At 69.0% G+C, this 20,418-nt stretch carries 16 protein-coding genes; 9 read left to right on the top strand and 7 right to left on the bottom strand.

What is annotated here, in order from left to right:
- The 6 genes from DEP02_RS32635 to DEP02_RS32610 form a co-directional block, all read right to left on the bottom strand.
- Positions 1-1,717 (bottom strand): TOMM precursor leader peptide-binding protein (locus DEP02_RS32635; protein ID WP_112471281.1); only part of this gene is annotated, 1,717 nt, incomplete at its 3' end.
- Between the two features lie 124 nt (positions 1,718-1,841).
- On the bottom strand, positions 1,842-3,818 hold the full coding sequence (locus tag DEP02_RS32630) for an AfsR/SARP family transcriptional regulator (protein WP_112471280.1): 1,977 nt from the start codon (positions 3,816-3,818) through the stop codon (positions 1,842-1,844).
- Between the two features lie 456 nt (positions 3,819-4,274).
- Positions 4,275-4,445, bottom strand: a complete 171-nt coding sequence (locus tag DEP02_RS32625; protein WP_112471283.1) for a thiazolylpeptide-type bacteriocin — start codon at positions 4,443-4,445, stop codon at positions 4,275-4,277.
- A gap of 176 nt (positions 4,446-4,621) precedes the next feature.
- Positions 4,622-4,858 (bottom strand): type II toxin-antitoxin system Phd/YefM family antitoxin, encoded by a 237-nt coding sequence (locus tag DEP02_RS32620; RefSeq protein WP_112471282.1) that lies wholly within the window; start codon positions 4,856-4,858, stop codon positions 4,622-4,624.
- 13 nt (positions 4,859-4,871) lie between these two features.
- Positions 4,872-5,183 carry a hypothetical protein gene (locus DEP02_RS35220; RefSeq protein WP_112471279.1) on the bottom strand — a complete coding sequence of 104 codons (312 nt, stop codon included), beginning with the start codon at positions 5,181-5,183 and terminating at the stop codon, positions 4,872-4,874.
- Positions 5,180-5,482, bottom strand: coding sequence for a hypothetical protein (locus DEP02_RS32610; protein ID WP_112471278.1), 303 nt, complete (start codon positions 5,480-5,482; stop codon positions 5,180-5,182). The genes DEP02_RS35220 and DEP02_RS32610 overlap by 4 nt, the downstream gene beginning before the upstream one ends.
- A 278-nt stretch (positions 5,483-5,760) precedes the next feature.
- On the opposite strand from DEP02_RS32610, the gene DEP02_RS32605 reads away from it, so the two are divergent.
- The 5 genes from DEP02_RS32605 (at position 5,761) to DEP02_RS32585 (ending at position 18,519) form a co-directional block, all read left to right on the top strand.
- Positions 5,761-6,603, top strand: coding sequence for a helix-turn-helix domain-containing protein (locus tag DEP02_RS32605; protein WP_112471277.1), 843 nt, complete (start codon positions 5,761-5,763; stop codon positions 6,601-6,603).
- The gene (locus DEP02_RS32600; protein ID WP_112471276.1) at positions 6,585-6,794 is read left to right on the top strand and encodes a DUF397 domain-containing protein; all 210 of its coding nucleotides are present in this window, start codon (positions 6,585-6,587) and stop codon (positions 6,792-6,794) included. The genes DEP02_RS32605 and DEP02_RS32600 overlap by 19 nt, the downstream gene beginning before the upstream one ends.
- Before the next feature lie 647 nt (positions 6,795-7,441).
- Positions 7,442-10,993, top strand: a complete 3,552-nt coding sequence (locus DEP02_RS32595) for a LamG-like jellyroll fold domain-containing protein (RefSeq protein ID WP_112471275.1) — start codon at positions 7,442-7,444, stop codon at positions 10,991-10,993.
- A gap of 214 nt (positions 10,994-11,207) precedes the next feature.
- Positions 11,208-17,666 (top strand): RHS repeat domain-containing protein, encoded by a 6,459-nt coding sequence (locus DEP02_RS32590; protein WP_438947818.1) that lies wholly within the window; start codon positions 11,208-11,210, stop codon positions 17,664-17,666.
- 97 nt (positions 17,667-17,763) lie between these two features.
- Complete coding sequence (locus DEP02_RS32585) at positions 17,764-18,519, top strand: barstar family protein (RefSeq protein ID WP_157977597.1); 756 nt, start codon at positions 17,764-17,766, stop codon at positions 18,517-18,519.
- Between the two features lie 102 nt (positions 18,520-18,621).
- On the opposite strand, the gene DEP02_RS34230 is transcribed toward DEP02_RS32585, so the two are convergent.
- Entirely contained in the window at positions 18,622-18,798 is a 177-nt protein-coding gene (locus DEP02_RS34230; protein ID WP_198668702.1) for a hypothetical protein, read from the bottom strand.
- On the opposite strand from DEP02_RS34230, the gene DEP02_RS32580 reads away from it, so the two are divergent.
- The 4 genes from DEP02_RS32580 to DEP02_RS32570 all read left to right on the top strand — a co-directional run.
- Positions 18,775-19,236, top strand: a complete 462-nt coding sequence (locus tag DEP02_RS32580; RefSeq protein WP_157977596.1) for a hypothetical protein — start codon at positions 18,775-18,777, stop codon at positions 19,234-19,236. The two genes, DEP02_RS34230 and DEP02_RS32580, sit on opposite strands and share 24 nt — an antisense overlap.
- Positions 19,237-19,238: 2 nt before the next feature.
- The gene (locus DEP02_RS35215) at positions 19,239-19,667 is read left to right on the top strand and encodes a hypothetical protein (protein WP_232839385.1); all 429 of its coding nucleotides are present in this window, start codon (positions 19,239-19,241) and stop codon (positions 19,665-19,667) included.
- Entirely contained in the window at positions 19,616-20,002 is a 387-nt protein-coding gene (locus DEP02_RS35210; RefSeq protein ID WP_232839383.1) for a polymorphic toxin type 28 domain-containing protein, read from the top strand. Before DEP02_RS35215 ends, DEP02_RS35210 begins: the two co-directional genes overlap by 52 nt.
- A gap of 7 nt (positions 20,003-20,009) precedes the next feature.
- The coding region (locus DEP02_RS32570; protein WP_157977595.1) for a hypothetical protein at positions 20,010-20,418 on the top strand (409 nt) is incomplete at its 3' end.

The raw sequence follows: 20,418 nt of genomic DNA, 5'->3' as shown, positions 1-20,418 counted from the left end.
ACAGCAGGCCGGCCGCCGCGGCCTCCGGCAGGCCGCCGCCCGCGCCGGCCCCGGCACGGGACGGCTCGAACCGGCGGTCCTGGTTGTCCGCCCCGAAGGGCCGCACGGCGCCGGCCGGAACCAGGGCCTGTTCCTTGGTCAGCAGGGACGTGGCCAGGGCCCAGGAGACGACCGGATCACCCCCGGCGCCGGTGGCCGTGGTCAGCGCGTCCGGGGCCACCCTCGGCAGCGCGTCCGGCCGGTCCGCGCGGGAGACGTCGTCCGGGGCGGGGACGGCGGGCACCACGTGCTCGGCGTAGACCTCGGCGGCGGCGTCGAGGGCCCGCAGGCGGGCGCCCGCGGTGTGCTGGACGTCGAACGCGACGACGGTCCGGGTCCCGGCCGCGCCCAGGCCGACCTCCACGGCGCCGACCTTCAGCGGGGTCTGGGTGACCGGCTCGTCCGCGTACCGGGTGAAGACCCCGACGGACGGCCGGAGTGCGAGCGAGCGGCGGTCGAGCTCGGCGAGCGGCCCTTCGGTCGCGCCGTCGTCCGGGGCGGCGGCGACGACCGGCTGGAAGGCGGGCCGCTCGGGGGCCGCGGTCAGGTCGACGGGCTCGGGGGCGGCGGGCCCGGGCCGGCAGAACGGGCAGCGCGGATGGGGCAGCAGCCGCTCCGCCAGCACGTCGAAGGAGGCCATGTCCTGCAGCAGCACCTGTCCCCGGGTCTCGGCCGGCAGCGCCTTGGTGACCAGCCGGAACACCTCGTAGCCGAGCAGGTTGCCGAGCATCGCGGCGAGCGGGCCGCGCGGACGGGGACCGGCAGAGTTCCCCGGGGCGCCCCCCAGGGCCAGGCCGCTCCAGAGGTCGGCCGCGACCGCCGCGTCCCCCGTCGCGCCGAGCCGCAGCGCCGCGCAGGCCGGGCAGCCGTCGCAGTCCGGGGCGCCGACCGGTCCGACCACCGCCCGGTTGCCGAAGGTCCAGGCGGGGAGCAGGAAACGGCCCTCCGGAACGCCCTGGCCGAGCAGGGCGATCGAGGTCCGGAACGCGTCACGGCCACAGGCGGCGACCACCACGTCGTACCCCTCGTACGGGTCCCAGCCGCCCGCCGCGCCGGACCCGGCGCCGGGCAGCACCGCCACCTCGGCCGGGCTGCCCTGAGCGGTGAGCTCCGCCGCCTCGGCCCGGAGCGCGCCGAACTCCGCGGCGGTGGTGGGGTCTTCGGCTTCGGCCAGAGCGGCCTCCACGCCGACGGAGGCGCAGCCGTTGCGGATCAGGGAGAGTGCGCACCAGCGGGCGACCGGGCCGTCACCGAGCACGGCGACGCGGGTGGAGCGGAACGCGGCGAACCTGCTCCCGGCGTCGTCGGCGTAGTGGTCGATGTACGCGATCTGCTGCCCGAAGCGGTCGGCGACCGCCGGCTCCACGGACGCACCCGGTCTCTGCTCGGCGGGGTCCGGCACGGGCCGGGCGAATCCGCGCGCGTAGAGCGCCTTGACCAGGCCGCCCACCATCGCCTTCTGCGGGTCCTTGAAGCCCGAGCAGATCTCCGCCACGGTCCGGCTCCCGTCCAGGTGCGGGACGAGGAGGGTGGCGAACCGGTAGGCGGACGGGGAACTGAGCTGGAAACCACCGTCGGCGTTGTGGAAGATCACGCCGCCCGGCGTCTCGGTGAACAGCACGTCGCGACGCACCCTGGGCCGGGTGTCAGCGGTCTCCTCGTACGGCGTCGTGGGCATGAGGGGGTCGCACCTCCGGGTCGAGGCCTGTGGGCCGCTTGGGTCTGAACAGGGAAAGGGCGAGGGTGTTCGTGGCGTGCGCCGGCCGGGCAGGACCGTGTTCCGCGCGGCGGCGCCGGGGTCGTCAGCCGGCTCCGGACGGAAGCGCGTGCCGAGCCGTGGCGACGACGGCCTGCGGCGGGAAGTCGCCGCTCCGGGCGGCCCGGTGCAGCGCGTGGGCGCGGAACAGGGCGTTCATACGGAGGGTCCCCGGCTGATCCTCGTCGAGGAGCCCGGTGTCCAGGAGCCGTTCGAGCAGCTCCTCGGCGTGTGTCTCGGGGACACGGAGGGCGGCGGCCGCGTCCGGTGCGGTGATCCGCCCGTTCAGCCGCGCCAGGCGCAGGTGCGCGTCGGCCAGCGGGGCGGGCAGCCGGCCCAGGGCCCCGTCGAGGGCCAGGGGCACGGACATCCGGGGGTCGTCGGGCAGCGCCAGCCGGGTGGGCAGGTCCCGCCGCAGCCACGCGGCGTAGTCCGCCAGGCGCAGCTTCGGCCGGGTCAGCAGCCGGGCCGCGACGATCCGCAGGGCCAGCGGGACGTGCCCGCACAGGTCCGTGAGGGTTCGTGCGGCCGTGACCTCGGCCGCCACCCGCTCATGGCCCAGGACGGAGGTGAGGAGCGTGTGGGACTCCTGCGGCGACAGGGCGCCCAGCTGCAGCACCGCCGGGCCGTGCGTGGCGACCAGGGCGGCCAGGTTCATACGGCTGGTGACGACGACGACGGCGCCGCAGCCGGTCACGTCGAGCAGCCCGCGTACCTGGTCCGGGTGCACGACGTCGTCGAGTATCACCAGGCACGATCCGGGGGACGCGCCGGAGGGGAGCAGGGAGCGCAGTTCGGCGGCCGCCTCGGCGGCGGGTCGTGGCGTACCGTCGGGCCCGGTCAGCGGCAGCAGCACGCCGCCCGCGGGGTACCGGTCCGCCACCAGCCGCGCGGCGTGCAGGGCCAGCGCGGTCTTGCCCATGCCGGGGCCTCCGGAGACCACCGCGATCACCGGGGCGCCGTCCACCCGCCCCTCCCTCCGGCCGTCGCCTCTCAGGTGGCTCACCAGGTCGGCGGTCTCGCGGGTGCGCCCGGTGAAGCCGGGGACGAGGGGCAGCCGGGGTCTTGGCGGGTGGTCCGGCCCTGGCGGTCGGGCCGGACCCGGAGGCGGGAGGCCGCCGTCGGACGGGACGGATCCGGCCGCAGCGGTACGCCCGTGCCGTACCGCGGGATCGTCGGCGGCCACGGCGTCGCCCGCCGCGGATGCCATGGGTGCCGCGGGTGCCACGGATGCCGCGGGTGCTGCGTGCGGCGTCAGCACGATCGACGTGGCCTCGGGGGCCGGGCCACGGGGTTCGTCGCCGCGCAGGATGGCCAGTTCCAGGCTCTGCAGCTCCGCGCCCGGGTCGACGCCGAGTTCGTCCCGGAGGTGCGCCTTGATCCTCCGGTATTCGGCCAGCGCCTCGATCTGCCGTCCCGCGCGGTAGAGCGCCCGCATCAACTGGGCGGCGAGCCCTTCGTGCTGGGGGTGGGCCCGGGTGGCCTCCCAGAGGTCCACCAGGACCTCTCGACATCGTCCCCGGGCCAGCTGGATCTCGCAGATACGTTCCAGCACGCGCAGGCGCTCCTCGACCAGCCGGGGCACCTCGTCGCGGTGCAGGAGTTCGGAGGGGACGTTGGCGAGAAGCGGTCCCTGCCACAGGCCGAGTGCGGTGCGCAGCAAGGGGAGTTCGGACTCTCCGGCCCCGGCCGCCTCGGACATCAGGTGGCGGAAATGCAGCAGGTCCAGGGTGTCGGCGTCGGCCGGGAGACGGTAGCCCCCGGCGACCGCGACCACCGACTGCTCCTCTATGTCGTACTTCGCGAAGAGGCGGCGCAGCCGCAGGACGCAACTCTGCAGGGCCGCCTTCGCCGTCGCCGGCTGCTCCTCCCCCCAGACGGCCTGCCGGAGACGATCCGTCGGGACCACCTCGCCGGGGCGGACCAACAGCGCCGCCAGCAGCGACGTCGGCTTGGCCGGCGGAAGGACGACCACGTCACGCCCGTCGGTGATGCTGAGTGGTCCGAGCAACTGAAAACGCACTGAGTTCCCCCGTCGACTGGCAGACACCTGCCGGACCGGCTCACCACGGCACCTTCCGGGAAGCAGTGTCCTGCCGCCACGGCTGCCCCTGCCGGGAGCGGTGGCTCACACAGGACCCTGGTCCTCCCCTTTGGTCTGATGCGGGCAGGACGGAGCACGTGTGAAGTCGTTCTGTACGAAAACTTTTGGTCACTTGGTCATGTGCCAGTGGTGAGTGTCTACCGGCGTAGAACGTGGGTCAAGAGGGGGTTGTGAAATGTTCGAGGAGCAGGATTCAACCGCTGACGAATAGTCAACTACCCACTGGAACAGTGGAGTTACTGGCAGCAGTCCGGCCGGTATTCCGCGCCGCCGGGCGCCGGTGCGGCCGGTCCGGGAGCATGGCAAAAGCCCGGTTCGCGCCCGCCTCTTGAGGAGAGGGGACGCCAACCGGGCGCTACTGCAACGAACCTGGGATCAGGCGGAGCAGGAGGTGGTGCTGCAGGTGGAGCTGGAGGTCGAGGTGGAGCTGGTGCTGGTGCAGCCGGCCAGCACGACCTCGCTGGCGTCCGAGTAGTCGGAGATCTCGAAGGTCTCGGCCTCGAGCTCGAGGATCTCGTCCGCGAGGGTGCTCAGGTCCTTGCTCATGGTGCCTCCCGATGAGTCGGGGCGGACCGCCGTGGCCGGCAGCCTCCGCCGTGTGGGGTACGGCACCATTCCAGCGGCCCCCGCTCACCGTTCGGCACGCCTTCCGCTGGCATCCCGCTGTCATCCCGCTGACGCGCGGCGCCAGCGGACGCCCGGACGCGGTGCCCATCTGTACGTCAACGGCCGCGCCCTCGTCCTCGGCGTCCGTCCTCACGGTTGCCGCTGTGCAGTACGGGAGCGGACTCGTCCTCGCCCATGGGGTCGGTCGGGTACGGGGCCACGGTCTTGCTGTCGACCGGCGACAGTATGGCCACCGGGCGCCCGTTCTTGGTCACGGTGATCACCTCGCCGCGTTCTGCGGCCGCGAGGATCTTCGAGGCGTTCTGGTTGAACTCACGCGCGGTGATCTCCATGTAGTACATGGTGTTACTCCAGTCCGGGGAACGTGTCGTTCACTGGAGACTTTCCTGCTCCGGGGCGCCTCGCAGTGTCCAACTCCTGCCGACTGCGCGCGTTCGTCTCGGCCACGCGGGCACGGAGCAGTTCCGCCGGGGTGAGCGGCTGGACGTGGTCGGGGGCGGCGTCCCATTCCCGGCCGCCGGAGAGGGGGCGGAGCTGGAGGTGGGGGCCCTCGTGTCCCATGATGACGCCGATGCGGTCACGGATGGTGTCGCGGACGGTGGTGCCGGGTGGAGGGGCGGGACGGGGACCGGCGGGCTCGGGCCCGGGGGTGGTCATCGGGCGACACCCTTCGCGATGACGGCGGCGAGGGCCAGGGCGACGGGGGCCGAGCAGACGCCGAGGTGGACGAGGGCGTGCCGGGCGCTGGTAGGGACGCCGATGTCGTCGTATGCGGGCTGCTCCCCGTCGTCGGGGACGAAGTCGCCCCAGGGCGTGCGGACGTCCATCGCGGGGAGCTGGATACCAGCGCTGGTGAGGGCGGCGGCGAGGGCGTCACGGGCGGCAAGGGCTTCTTGGAGCTTGGGCGCGGGAGTGCGGGGCTTGGCGCGCTTGGGGAGCGGGTTCTGGTGCGGCATGGGGCGTCCTTCCAGCGAGACGGGGATTCGGATTTGCGATTCGGGCACCGTGCTGACATCCGGTGAATTACCGTGTGTAGTCGGTGCATTACGAGAATGCCGCCGGAATGGGCTGGGGCGTGCCGTCGACGCGGTACCGTTCCCCGCCCGCGGGCACACGTGCCACAACTTCCACGGAGGTCGCAGTGGGAGCGAGGGCACTGTGCGTGTGTGAGTACGGGCACGAAGGGCTTCCTGGACGGTCGACGACGACCAGGAGGCGCCGGAGAGGAGTCACCTTGCCGCAGCGACGCCTCGTCACGGGCCGCAGCCAGGAGCCGCGCCGGCGGTTCGCCGAGGAGTTACGGCAACTGCGCGCCGGCAAAGGCGAGAGCCTGCGGCAGCTCGGGGAGCGGCTGGGGTGGGACTGGTCGTTGTTCGGGAAGATGGAGAAGGGGGAGACGCTGGGCGGTCCCGAGGTCGTCCAGGCACTTGATCAGTACTACGGGACGCCGGGGTTGTTGCTGGCGTTGTGGGAGCTGGCGGCCGGGGATCATACGCAGTTCCGTGAGCGCTACCGGCGGTACATGGCGCTGGAGGCGGAAGCGGTCAGCCTGTGGCACTTCGCGGTGAGTGTGCTGCCGGGGTTGTTGCAGACGCCGGGGTACGCCCGGGAGGTTCTGGCCGCGGGCGGCATCAAAGGGGCCGAACTGGAGCAGCAGGTCAAGGCTCGGATGGGGCGACAGGAGCTGCTGAAGGGAGAGGATGCGCCGCCGTTCCGGACGATTCTCGCCGAGGCTGTGCTGTGCACGCCGTTGGAGGACGAGGGGGAGTGGCGAGCCCAACTGGCTTACCTGCTTGAGACGGCAGAGCGCGAGAACGTAACGGTCCAAGTGCTTCCGCAGCGCGCTGGAGTGCACGGGCTGGTGGCTACTGATGTGTGGTTCCTGCGCCTTGCGGACGGCCGTCCCGTGGCCTACGCAGAGAACGCTCACTGGGGCGAACTTGTCGAGGAAAACACGCGTGTTGAACGCTTGCAGCGTGCCTACGATGTAGTGCGCGACAAGGCTCTGTCCCCCGCCGAGTCGCGAAAATACATCCTGCGCATGTTGGAGGAAGCACCGTGCGACCCACTGAGTTGAGTGCCGTGACGTGGCGCAAGAGCAGTTACAGCAATCCGGACGGCGGTGCGTGCCTTGAGGTGTCCGACGACTTTGTAACCGCCGTCCCGGTGCGTGACAGCAAGCATCCGCACGGCCCTGTGCTCACGTTCGCGGCTGATGGCTGGGCCTCGTTCGTGACCGCCGTGAAGCGCGGTGAGTTGGACACCTGACGCACGTACAGGCCTTCGAAGCGTTACGTCAGCCCCCATGCCGGCTGCGCCGACACATCGGCCGCAAGGACGAGCGCCGCTCGCTGAGCGAGACGGACTACATCCGTCTGCTCGACGCGCCCACCAACTGCTCAAGGCCCGCTCATCGTGGTGTGGGGCCGGTTGAGCACCCACGCATCCAAGGCGCTGCCAGGCCAACACCGCCTTCACCGACCCCGCCCGCCTGATGCGCGCCCTCCGACCCGGTACCGGACCCACCCTGACGACACCACACCTACAACGTCAGTAACAGAAGTTTCTTCACCAACGACCACCAACCCAACCAGCACGCGCTACCAGCAGGCTGGAAGAGTTGGATGTGATGCACAGCACTATTGACCAGACTGTTCGATCCCCGCATGATCTTCACTGCTTCTTCTCATGAAAAATTAAGAGACGGGTGGGGCGTGTTTACACGAGAACGGCGGCGCGGCTGGCGTCAGGCGGTGCGAAGCGGGGCGTTAGCCGTCACGCTCCTGGGGGGAGCGGTTCCGGCGGTCGGGGCAGGGGCGACTCCGGCAATCGCCGATGACGCGGCAACCTCGGTGGCGGCCGACAGGACTCCGGAGGCCAGGGCGAGTACTCTCGCGGCGGAGACCGGTGAGCGGGTGGCCGTGGACGGGGCGACTACCGAGTCGTCCGAGGTCTTCGCCAACCCGGACGGCACCTTTACGCAGGAGATGAACGCGGCTCCGGTCCGCGCCCGACGGGGTGACGGTACCTGGGCCCCCATCGACACCACCCTCGTGCGCGAAGCCGACGGCTCCGTGCGGGCGAAGGGCACGGCGGTCGGTGTCACCTTCTCGGGCGGCGGCAGCGGCAACGGACTGGTCACGCTGGAGGACAAGGGGCACGAGCTGCAGCTCGGCTGGCCCACCACGCTCCCCGAGCCCCGGCTCGACGGCAGCACCGCCACCTACGCCGGAATCCTCCCGGACGTCGATCTGAAACTGACCGCGCTGAGCTCCGGCTACACCTCGGTGCTCGTGGTCAAGACCGCGGAAGCGGCGAAGAACCCGGCGCTCGAGACGATCAGGATGACCGTCTCCGGCGGCGGCCTGGACATCGCCCCGACGGCCGACGGCGGTTTCGTCGCGCGCGACGGCGACGGCACCCCGGTCTTCGAAAGCCCGGCGGGGCGGATGTGGGACTCGGCCGGTGACACCCCGGCCACTGTCACCACTACCTCCACCGTCACCACGCAATCCGCCCGCACTGCTTCATCAGCAGAGGCGGAGGCCGAGGGCGAACCGGAGACGACGGAGGCGGCCCCGCTGCCCGCCGCCGGGGGCGAGCCGTCCCCTTCGGAGGGCCCCGGCAGCGGTGACGCGGCGGCCAAGCTCCCGCTCAAGGTCACCGGCACCAGCCTGGAGATCACGCCCGATCCGGCCCTGCTCCACGGCAAGGAAACCGTCTTCCCGCTCTACATCGACCCGCCGACCAAGGGCATCACGCGGGGCGACTGGACGGCCCTGGCCTCCAACGGCACCAAGTACTGGGAGTTCGACGGGGACAAGGGCGTGGGACGCTGCTCCAACTACGCCGGCTACCTCTGCTCCAGCAGCCCGTACACCCAGCGCATGTACTTCGAGTACCCGCTGTCGTCGATTCACGGCAAGAAGGTCCTGGACGCGACGTTCGAGGTGTACCAGGTGTGGACGTTCACCTGCGATCCGCACTGGTACGACCTGCACCGTGTGGACAAGGGCATCTCCTCCAGCACCACCTGGTCGACCCGCCCCACCGGGGTGGACCTGATGGGCGACCGGAAGGTGGCCTACGGGCGGGGCACCCTGTGCAGCCCGTCGCAGCCGGCGAACTGGGTGCGGTTCAGTGACAACCTGGAGGAGACGAACGAGAACCTGACGCCGACCCTCGCCTCCTACGCCGCGAACAAGGAGTCGCAGATCACCTTCTCGCTGACCGCGCACGACGAGTCCAACGCGGCCTCCTGGGCGCGGTTCCGCAACGACGCGAAGCTGTCGGTGACCTACGTCTCCTACCCGGACAAGCCGACCGCGTACGGCGTTCAGCAGGGCACCACCGGGCGGGCCTGCAACGCTTCCACGACGCCCTTCGCCACCAGCGACACCACGCCGAAGATGCTGGCCACGGTGCAGTCGGTCGACGGCTCCAAGGCCCAACTGCGCGCCTTGTTCGAGGTGTGGAAGGCCGACGGTTCCAGCCGCGCCTGGTACGCGGCCTCGCCGGACGGCGCCTGGGTGGCCGACAACGCCGCGCGCACCGCGTCCACCAGCAAGCTGCCGGCGCAGACGGACTACCGCATGCGCGTCAAGACGCAGGCGTACTACAAGACGGACCGGGGCGCCACCGGTGTCCTGGACTCGGCCTGGTCGTCCTGGTGCTACTTCCGGGTCGACACCGATTCGCCGCCGCCTCCGGTGATCACCAGTACGGACGGCCTCTACAAGCCGGCCGAGACCGACCCGGCCGCGGGTGGGGTGGGCACGCCGGGCAAGTTCACCTTCACCCCCGCGGACACCAACCCCAGCGTGCCCGGTATCCAGTCGGATGTCGTCAGCTACAAGTGGAAGCTGAACAGCGGCGCGGTCTCCTCGCCGATCACTGTCGCCCAGGGCACGGCCACCACCCAGACGATCACGCCAAACCAGGCCGGTGAGAACACCATCCAGGTCTGGGGCTATGACGCGGCCGGCCACAGCTCGCTCACCGGCTACTACAGCTTCCTGGTGAAGGGTGCAGAGAAGCCCTCGGGGATCTGGCACCTGGACAACTCCCTCACCGACTCCACCACCGCCACCCAGCACCCGCTGACCTCCTCGGGGGCCGCCTGGGACACCCTGGCCCGCAGCGGCTCCGCCGCGGCGAAACTCAACGGCACGAGCGCCTACCTCTCCACCTCCGGCGCGGTACTGGACACCACCAAGTCCTTCACCGTCTCGGCCTGGGCCCGTCTGACGAAGAAGGACGTCAACTACACCGTCCTGTCCCAGGCGGGAACGAACGCCTCCGGGTTCCAGCTGTACTACTCCACCGCCTACAACGCCTGGATCTTCAACCGCCACCAGACGGACGTCACCAGCCCCGCGATCACCCGCTCGATCGCCACCAAACCACCGGTCCTGAACGTCTGGACCCACCTGGCGGGCGTCTACAACGCGGCGGCGCAGACTCTCCAGCTCTACGTCAACGGCGTCCCGCAGGGCAATCCAGTGCCGTTCACGGCCACCCCGTGGAAGGCGTCCGGCAACCTGCAGGTCGGGCGGCTGTGGCACGCCGCGACCGGCAAGGAGAACTTCGCCGGAACCATCGACGAGGTGAAGGTCTGGTCCCGCGCACTCGCGGACACCGAGGTCTCCCACGAGGCCTGGCTGGAGGATGAGGACCTCAGCGACGGCACTGCCGGCGACCCGGTCCCGGCGCTCGTCGCCAAGTGGGACGCCACGGACATGGCCAACGCGACCGGCACCACGGTCAAGGACACCAGCGGTTTCGGCCGGAACCTCACCCTCAACGGGGCCGCGCTCACCCAGTTCACCACCGGCGACCCGGAGATCGGCGAAGAGGTCACCACCACGCAGACGATGACCCTGAACGGCACGAGCGCGTACGCCACCGCCGCCGGGCCGGTCGTCGACGACTCCGGTTCGTTCACCGCGACCGCCTGGGTGACGCTGGACCCGGCCAAGCTCGCCGACACCAGCAAGTCATATGCGGTGCAGGTGTTCGGCCAGTCGGGGACGAGCCAGTCCTCCTGGGGTGTCTGGTACGAGCAGTCGGCCGGCAGCACCCAGGGGCGGTGGACGTTCGGCCGTCCTGACAAGGACGGCACCGGGGCGGTCTGGACCAAGAGCGAGTCCACCGCATTCACCACGGCCAAGCTGGGCGTTCCGGTCATGCTGACGGTCGTCTACGACGCCCAGGCAGCAGCCGACCCCGACGACACCTCCAAGCTCGGCGGGCTCAGGCTCCATGTCGACAGCGCCCGGATGGGCGACGAGGACGGCGTGCCGTACTTGGCCCCCTGGCAGGGCGGCGGAGCGTTCGAGATCGGCCGGGCGAAGATCAATGGCGCTGCCACGCGCTACTTCCCCGGGACGATCGACAGCGTCCGTGTCTGGGCCGGAGCCACCTCCACCGACACGATCGCCAACCGGCGCAACACCGAGCAGCAGTAGCAGCGGGGCGGGACAGGGCGGCCTGCTCGTCCTGTCCCGCCCTGCCGCGTTCGCCGCGTTCTGCTCGCACCATCCCGCGCGCCTTCACCGACGCGCCGTCGAGACCTGGCGTTCTCGGGCGCTGACATCGCCCGGGCGCCGCCTTCCCCTATCCGAGAATTGGGAATTCACTGTGTCTTTAACACCTTTCCGCCCACGCCTGTCGGGGGCGGTCATACGCCGCTGGCTCGGCCGTGGTGCGCTCGTCGTCTCGCTCTGCGTCCTTCCGCAGGTCGTGGTGCCCTCGGGCTACGACTTCGCCGCCCAGGCCCAGTCCTCGGCGGCCCGCAAGCAGCTGGAGGACCGGCCCGAAGCGAAGATCGACAAGGTGGGCGTGCTCAAGCCCGGCACGTCCAAGGCCCCGAAGGACAAGGCCGCCCCCGCCACCCGCGAGACCCGTGAGCGGCTGAGGAAGGCCGCGTGGCCGAAGCCCGGGAAGGCCACCGCCGCAGTCCCGGCGACCGGCGGGGCCTTGGTCACCGTCGGCGGGCTCGGCGTGGAGCTGGCCCAGGAGCCCACCGCCCCGGCACCCAAGTCGACCAAGAGCAAGACGCAGGCGAAGACCACCGGTCCGGCCGAGGAAGTGGCGCTCAGCGTCCACCCCCAGTCGGCCGCGAAGAAGGCGGGCGTCAACGGCGTCCTGCTCACCGTCGACCCGGCGGGAGCCGCATCCGGAAAGCCCGCCGGTGACACCGACAAGCTCCGGATCTCCCTGGACTACTCCTCCTTCAACGACGTCTACGGCGGCAACTTCGGCCCCCGCCTGCGCCTGGTGACGCTCCCGGCCTGTGCGCTGACCACCCCGGAGAAGGCATCCTGCCGCACCCAGAGTCCCGTGGCGGGCGCGGACAACGACGCGGAGTCCCAGACCCTGACGGGCACGGTCTCCGCCCGCACCCTCGCCGCCGGCACCCCGATGCTGCTGGCGGCGGCGGCCGACAGTTCGGGCGGAGGAAGCGACTACAGCGCCACCCCGCTGTCCCCGACCGCGACCTGGGAGGCTGGCGGCAGCACGGGTGACTTCACCTGGAACTACCCGCTGCGGGTTCCCCCGGCGACGGCCGGCCCGTCCCCGAACCTGTCCATCTCCTACAACTCCGCCTCGGTGGACGGCCGCACGGCCGGGGAGAACAACCAGACCTCCGTGGTCGGCGAGGGCTTCTCGATCACCGAGTCCTACATCGAGCGCAAGTACGCCTCCTGCAAGGACGACGGCCAGTCCGGCAAGGGCGACCTGTGCTGGAAATACGCCAACGCCACTCTGGTCCTCAACGGCAAGGCCGTCGAACTGGTCAACACCTGCGCCGACAAGGCCGCCTGCGACACCGCGGCCCTGTCCCAGGCGTCCGGCGGCTCGTGGAAGGTGAAGAACGAGGACGGCAGCCGCGTCGAGCACCTCACCGGAGCCACCGGCAACGGCGACGACAACACCGAGTACTGGAAGGTCACGGACTCCTCCGGCACCCAGTACTTCTTCGGCAAGCACCGCCTGCCCGGCTGGAGCGACAACGGCACCGCCGCCGACGACCCGGTCACCAACTCGGTGTGGACCGTGCCGGTCTTCGGCGACGACTCCGGCGAGCCCTGCTACAAGTCCACCGGCTTCGCCGACTCCTCCTGCACCCAGGCCTGGCGCTGGAACCTGGACTACGTCGTGGACACCCACGGCAACGCCTCCGCCTACTGGTACAGCCGGGAGACGAACTACTACTCCAAGAACGCCGACACCACGGTCAACGGCACCGGCTACACCCGGGGCGGCTACCTCGACCGCATCGACTACGGCCTGCGCAGCGACCTGATCTACACCAAGCCCGCCGCCCAGCAGGTCCGCTTCGCCTACGCCGAGCGCTGCGTCGTCTCGGGCGGCTGCACCAGCCTGACCAAGGACACCAAGGCCAACTGGCCCGACGTGCCCTTCGACATGATCTGCGCCTCCGGCACCAAGTGCACCACCCAGATCGGCCCGGCCTTCTTCACCCGCAAGCGCCTCACCGACGTCACCACCTCGGTGTGGACCGGCACCGGCACCACCCGCCGGGACGTGGACACCTGGCACCTGGAACAGAGCTTCCCCGACACCGGTGACGCCTCCTCGCCCAGCCTGTGGCTGAAGTCCATCCAGAACACCGGCAAGGCCAACACCACCGCGGCCGCCATGCCGCCGGTCGTCTTCGGCGGCATCCAGATGCCCAACCACGTCGAGGGCAGCGGCCCGGACACCCTGCGCTACATCAAGTGGCGTGTGCGCACTATCAAGTCCGAGACCGGCTCGACCGTCACCGTCAACTACTCGAACCCAGACTGCATCTGGGGCACCAGCATGCCGGCGGCCGTCGACAAGAACACCCGCCGCTGCTTCCCGGTCAAGTGGTCGCAGTCCGGGGCGACCCCGGTCACCGACTGGTTCCACAAGTACGTCGTCACCTCCGTCTTCCAGGAGGACCCCTACGGCCACGGCGACACCGGCGAGACGTACTACGACTACCAGGGCGGCGCCGGCTGGGCCTACGCCGACGACGAGGGCCTGACCAAGGCGTCCAACCGCACCTGGTCGCAGTGGCGCGGCTACGGCAAGGTCGTCCAGACCTCCGGCGACTCCGAGGGCCCGCGCAGCAAGAGGTCCAACCTGTACATGCGCGGACTGAACGGCGAGAAGGAACTCGACGGCACCCCCCGGGTGGAGAAGGTCACCGACTCCACCGGCACCGCCATCGACGACTCCCGCCAGTACGCCGGCTTCGTCCGCGAGACCATCGCCTACAACGGCAGCGAAGAAGTCAGCGGCACCATCAACACCCCCTGGTCCCACAAGACCGGCAGCCACACCTACAACTGGGGCACCACCGAGTCCTGGATCGTCCAGGCCGGTGAGACCGCCACCCGCACCAAGACCTCCACCGGCACCCGCACGGTCAAGCAGAAGACCACCTACGACACCACGTACGGCATGCCGCTCACCGTGGAGGACAGCGGCGACACCGCCAAGACCGGCGACGAGACCTGCACGCGCACCACGTACGCCCGCAACACCTCGGCCTGGCTGGTCTCCTTCGCCTCCCGCGTCGAGACCTACAGCGTCCCCTGCGCGAGCACCCCGTCGGTCCCTGGTGACGTCCTTTCCGACATCACCACGGCCTACGACCAGCAGGCCGTCGGCGTGGCGCCCACCAAGGGTGACATCACCGCCTCCTACCGGGTCGCGAGCTACAACGCGGTGGACAAGAAGCCCGTCTACCAGCAGGTCTCCGGCGCCACCTACGACAAGCTGGGCCGCCCACTCACCGCGACCAACGCCCTCAACCGCACGGTCAGGACCACTTATGTCCCCGACGACACCGGCTACGGTCCGCTGACGTCCAAGACCACCACCGATCCCAAGCTCTACACCTCCACCACCGAGGTGGACCCGGCCTGGGGCACGGCCACCAAGACCACCGACGCCAACGACAACGTCACCGAGTGGTCCTTCGACGCGCTCGGCCGCCTGCGGTCGGTCTGGAAGCCGGACCGCTCCCGCGCACTCGGCGACGCCGCCAGCATCGTCTACACCTACAGCATCAACAACAACAAGGAGACTTGGGTCCGCACCGACGTCCTCAAGTCCGACGGGAAGACCTACAACAGCTCCTACGAGATCTTCGACAGCCTGCTGCGGCCCCGCCAGACGCAGGCCCCCGCGCCGAACGGCGGCCGGGTGATCTCCGAGACCCTCTACGACGACCGTGGCCTGGCGTACATCACCAACGCGCAGGTCCACGACAACAAGGCCCCCTCGGGCGCCCTGGCAAACACCTTCCCCGGTTCCGTGCCCGCCTCCACCGAGACGGTCTTCGACGCCGCCGGCCGGGCCACGCAATCGATCTTCCGGGTCTACGACCAGGAGAAGTGGCGCACCAAGACCGACTACCAGGGCGACCGCACCGCCGTCACCGCCGCCGCAGGCGGCACCGGCACCCTGAGCATCATCGATGCTCGCGGCCGGCTCATCGAACGCCGTGAGTACGGGGGCCCCGTCCCGACCGGCAGCGACTACACCCGCACCCTGTACGAGTACACCCCCGGCGGTCAGCTCAAGAAGATGACCGGTCCCGACGGGGCGGTCTGGACGTACGGCTACGACCTGCGCGGCCGCACAACCACCTCCACCGACCCCGACAAGGGCACCGTCACCACCACCTACAACGACCTCGACCAGCCCCTGACCGTCACCTCGACCCTCAACGGCGTCTCCCGCACCCTGATCACCGACTACGACGAACTCGGCCGCACGACCGGCACCTGGGACGGCGTGCAGGACAACGCCCACCAGCTGACCAAGTTCACCTACGACTCCCTGGCCAAGGGGCTGCCGACCGCCTCGATCCGATACGTCGGCGGCACCACCGGCAAGATCTACTCCCAGGTCGTCACCGGCTATGACGATCTCGGCCGACCCAAGGGCATCAAGACCGTCATCGCCGCCACCGACCCCCTGGTCACCGCTGGCGCGCCGCAGACCTTCACCACCTCCACCACCTACAACATCGACGGCACCGTCCAGTCCACCTCGATGCCTGCGGTGGCCGGCCTGCCCGCCGAGACCGTAGTCAACAGCTACAACGGCCTTGGCATGCTCACCGGCACCGACGGCATGACCGACTACGTCCAGAACATCGGCTACTCCCCCTACGGCGAGATCGAGGAGACCCGCCTGGGCACCTCCACCGGCGCCAAGCACCTCCAGGTCCTCAACCGCTACGAGGACGGCACCCGCCGGCTGGCCAACACCCACACCGTCGACCAGACCAACACCGGCTACACCAGCGACGTCAACTACACCTACGACGCCACCGGCAACGTAAAGTCGATCACGGACAAGGCAGGCGGCAAGGACACCCAGTGCTTCGCCTACGACGGCTACCGCCGTCTGACCGAAGCCTGGACCCCCTCCTCCAACAACTGCGCCACCGCCCGCTCGGCGAGCGCCCTCGGCGGCCCGGCCCCGTACTGGACCAGCTGGACCTACAAGCCCGGCGGCCTGCGCGACACCCAGACCGAACACAAGACCACCGGCGACACCAAGACCGCCTACGGCTACCCCGCCGTCAACGCCTCCGGCGCCGGCCAGCCCCACACCCTGACCTCCGTCACCGTGGGCGGCGGCACCGCCAAGACCTACACCTACGACGAGCAGGGCAACACCACCCAGCGCTACGGCCCCACCGGCACCGCGCAGAGCCTCACCTGGGACATCGAAGGAGAACTCGTCCGCCTCACCGAAGGCGCCAAGACCACCGACTACCTCTACGACGCCAACGGCGACCTCCTGATCCGCCGCGGCCCCGGCAAGACCGTCCTCTACCTGGGCGGCCAGGAACTCCACTACGACACGGCCGCCAAGAAGTTCACGGGCCAGCGCTACTACCCAGCCGGCGACGCCACCGCAGTCCGCACCGAGACCGGCCTGTCCTGGATGGTCGACGACCACCACGGCACTGCCTCAATGACCGTGGACGCCACCACCCAGGCCATCACCCGCCGCTACACCAAGCCCTTCGGTGAATCCCGCGGCACGACACCGCAGGCCTGGCCCGACGACAAGGGCTTCCTCGGCAAACCCGCCGACGCCACCACCGGACTCACCCACATCGGCGCCCGCGAGTACGACCCGACGCTCGGGCGTTTCCTCTCCGTCGACCCCATCCTCGCCCCCGACGACCACGAGTCCCTCAACGGCTACGCCTACGCCAACAACACCCCCGTAACACTCAGCGATCCCACCGGACTCCGCCCTGACGGGGCATGCGGCGGTGCCTCGAGCTCCTGCAACGGCGGCACCGAAACCTGGACCAAGACCAAGAACGGCTGGGACTGGTCGTACACGAAGACGTCCACCCAGACGTACACGAAGCCGGGCGGCGGTACCGGAAGCAGCACCATGACCGTCACGGTCACCAGGAGCGGCGGCCGCACCTCGGCGCAGGTCGTGTTCAAAAAGGGCCCAGATCCGGCCCCTGCCACGAAGGGTGGGTGCGGATCCTGGGGCTTCATGGCCGGTGTCTGCTCAGGCGTCGGAGAAACGTTCTACGGCTTGGTCAGCAACGTGCCGTACACGGCAGAATACGCTGGCTGGATCTTCGATTCTGATTGCCGCGGAGACGGAGGCCCAGGATCACCTGGCTGCGACTACGGAGCCCAGTTTGACAACTGGATCGCCGAAGAAGGCGGCTATGACACCACGAGCGACGCTTACCAAGTACCCGGTGCTCTTGCCGCAATCTTCTTGCATAACCAGCGAGTTCCCGTTCGAAAGCCAGCGGCTGTAGCTCCTACCAGGAAGCTGTCGGATCCGCTTCCGCAGGGGATGTCGAGGCACTTCGTCAATGCCTATGACGAAATCAGGGCCGGGAGAGGCCAGCCGCAGACGGATCCTGCCACGGGAGCGCAGAAGGTATTCCAAGGCAGGGCGACTCACGAGAAGTGGTGGGCGGGTTCCTTGGAGTATCGAGTTCCCGGATCTAAGGGTGACAGCGCTCGTATTCTAGTGAAGACCCTGCCCAATGGTCGGATAGTGATGGGGTGGACGAACGACCACTACGATACGATCAAGCCCTTCAGTGCGCCTCACTTCCCTGACTCTGGGTGGCGGTAGGTAGAAGTGAATGCAATGGGGAGTCCGGAGAGGTCGCCGTCAGGCTTCTCCGGACTCCCCGCTAGAATTCGCCTGGTCGATAGTGGGAAGGTGCGAGATGAGTGAAAGCGGTTCGGTTATTCCGCTCTATCGCCTAGTCGAAGAAGAGTCCGGAACAGTCATCATCGCGGCGCATGAAATCAACGGGTTCTTTGTGGAGTCGGATCGCGCACAGTCAGAGGACATCTTGATCTTCGGGTCTGCGCGAGAACCGGTCCGCCTCGGCAAGGACCTGTCCGACGTGGAGCTGCGCGTGGTTAACTCACTCGGCAAGGCGATCGGGTCGTATTACATCGGGCGGGTGGGGCTGCGCTCTACGTTCGAGGGTAAGGGAGGCCCCGGGCGGGGTGGCTTTGTTGCGACCTTCTATGGCCATACCTGCCCGTACGTCGCAGCGGGAGCAATCTGGCGTCGATGGGCTTCGGGGGGCCCCCTTACAAAGGGGGAATGGGTGGAGTATCCCGTCGAATCGCATGATAGCTGGCTCCATGTGGTTCAGAACTCTTGGTTCGAAACAGGACATGCGGCTAAGAGGTATGGCGTTGGAGAAATCTGCGTAATCGATGGCAGGCAGATCGTCGGTGAAAGCAGCTTCTATTGCGCGCTTGGTGAAGCGGTTAATGGTCCCGGTGGATATTTTGGATCCACTCTTGACGGGCTTGCTGATTGCCTTGCGTCGTCCCGGAACGTTAGTGCTCCGTTTGAGTTGGTGTGGGAACACTTTTCCGGTGCGCAGGAAAGGATGGGCGCCTCGCTGGCGACGTCCGCTCTGGACGTTCTGAGAGAATTCGGCGTAGACGTGACGCTCAGGTAGCAGCGCTCGGTTTCTGGACATCAGAAGTGCAAATCTGAAGGCCCATCAAGCGGTCCCTGGTGGGCCTTCAGTGGGTTTTTACGGCAGTAGTTGACGGCAACGTCAGCGTACGAAGGCGGCACAGGGTGGCGGTTCGTCGCCGTCGGAGCTGGCCGTGTCGATGATCGCCGGGTCGTTGAGCGCGGTGTTGATGGCGTCGCGCTGGAGGCGGATTCGGACGTGGGCGTACACGGTGGCGGTGACGCCGATGTGGGCGTGGCCGAGGAGTTCCTTGATCACGGCGAGTTCGCCACCCTGTTCCAGGTACGGGTCTGTACGGTCGGCGGCGCGACCGTCACGGCCGGCACCAAGATGCTCACCGCAGGCAAGAGCCTGCCGAAGGGACCGGTGACCCTGTACGGCCCGTTCCACCGGCTCGGCAACGCGAAGACCCAGCCGACCGAAGTCGCTCGGAGCATGGCCAAGTCGGGCGAGCTGTGGAGCCGGGCCCCGAGGCAGGGGAGCAACGCCACCGCTCAGGCGTGGCGTGGTCCGAGTCCGAAAGACGCCAAGCCGGGAAGCCTGGAGTTCTACACCACCGTGAAGCCCAAGTCCTACGGCCGCAGTCTGCCGGGACAGGCCGCGTGGGAGGCTGGGAAGGAGGCTGGCGTCATCTCCTTCGTCAAGGACGGCGACGAATGGGCCCCCATCCCGATCATCATCACGGAGGTGAGGTAGGCATGGATCTGCGGGAGCTGGAGCCAGCAGGTCTGAAGCGGATCCGCGAACAGGATGTCAGCCCGCGTGACATCAGATGGCTCGCCCAGGTCGACGTCGAGCGTGCGGCACTCGAGGAGCGTTGGGGCGCGCCGGAGACCGTCTGTGACGACTTCGCGGAGTGGTTCTGCTTCGCCTTCTCCCCGGCGGAGGGGGAGGCGTTCATCCTGCTGCGGCAGGTGGACCGTGCTCCCGTGGCCGGATTCGTCCTCAGCGTGACCAAGGGGCTCTTCTCCCCGGAGGCCGCCGAGCGGATCGTCGAGGCCCTGGAGACCGCCGGTGCGCGGGTGACTCAGGTGAACGCCGAGGAAGCCCCGCTGCATCCGGAGCGGCCGGCTTCATTCCGCTCGCGGGAGACGCGGCCAAGCTGCCCAAGCAGCTCGACAACATAGCCGACGCGATCAAGCTCGCGAACAAGATCCCCATCTCGCCGTTCTCCGCCAAGATCGACGATTGTGCCGAGCACTTGACGATGAAGGACCTCACTGGGGCGGCACGGGAATTGAAGGGAGGGGTGGTTGAGCGGAAGGCGAGCGGCGTCCCCTGGGGATATGTCGACGAGGTTCGCAACGCCCAGGGCGGCCTACTCGATCAAATCGCAGCCATCAACAGGAAGCTGGCCCATCCTGGGACGAGTGGCGCCATGCGAGACCTTCTCGTCGCCGACCTGGGGCGGGCCAGCAGAATGCTGGACTTCTCCGAGCCGTTCGTCCCCAGAATCAAGTGAGTGGAGCATGGCAGTGGCGCATGATGCATACCTGCGGCGGCTGATCGCACGGGCGAAGGACGGCACCATTCCGCCGCAGGAGGTGAAGCAGATCGCCCAGGCCGTCACCGAGTGCCGGGCTGGCCCGGACCTCTACTGGCGGCTGTACGCGGTGGCCCGTGCGGGCGGCCCGGCGTACGAGCCGCTGATCGCCACGTATCTGATCCACCCCGAGGATCCCGAGGTCTCGGCGCTCGCCGTGCAGGTGCTCACGGCGCACTGGAGAGTGGGAGCGAAGTACCGGGAGCAGATCCTCGAGTTGCTGGGCTCCCCCGAGTGGGATACAAGCGATGACGGGTCTTCGAAGTTGAGCGGTGCGCTGGTTCGGCTTGCTGACGTGACGTCACGCTCCGTGGCGGCGGATCAGACGGCTCGGC

Source organism: Streptomyces triticisoli, assembly GCF_003270085.1.
Lineage (GTDB): Bacteria > Actinomycetota > Actinomycetes > Streptomycetales > Streptomycetaceae > Streptomyces > Streptomyces triticisoli.
This window is presented reverse-complemented; position numbering and strand designations above follow the sequence as displayed.

Bases quoted from the DNA above. Each gene is read 5' to 3' on its own strand.
- DEP02_RS32625 (WP_112471283.1), bottom strand. From the start codon at position 4,445: ATGAGCAAGGACCTGAGCACCCTCGCGGACGAGATCCTCGAGCTCGAG.
- DEP02_RS32620 (WP_112471282.1), bottom strand. From the start codon at position 4,858: ATGGAGATCACCGCGCGTGAGTTCAACCAGAACGCCTCGAAGATCCTC.
- DEP02_RS35220 (WP_112471279.1), bottom strand. From the start codon at position 5,183: ATGACCACCCCCGGGCCCGAGCCCGCCGGTCCCCGTCCCGCCCCTCCA.
- DEP02_RS32610 (WP_112471278.1), bottom strand. From the start codon at position 5,482: ATGCCGCACCAGAACCCGCTCCCCAAGCGCGCCAAGCCCCGCACTCCC.
- DEP02_RS32585 (WP_157977597.1), top strand. From the start codon at position 17,764: ATGAGTGAAAGCGGTTCGGTTATTCCGCTCTATCGCCTAGTCGAAGAA.
- DEP02_RS35215 (WP_232839385.1), top strand. From the start codon at position 19,239: ATGGATCTGCGGGAGCTGGAGCCAGCAGGTCTGAAGCGGATCCGCGAA.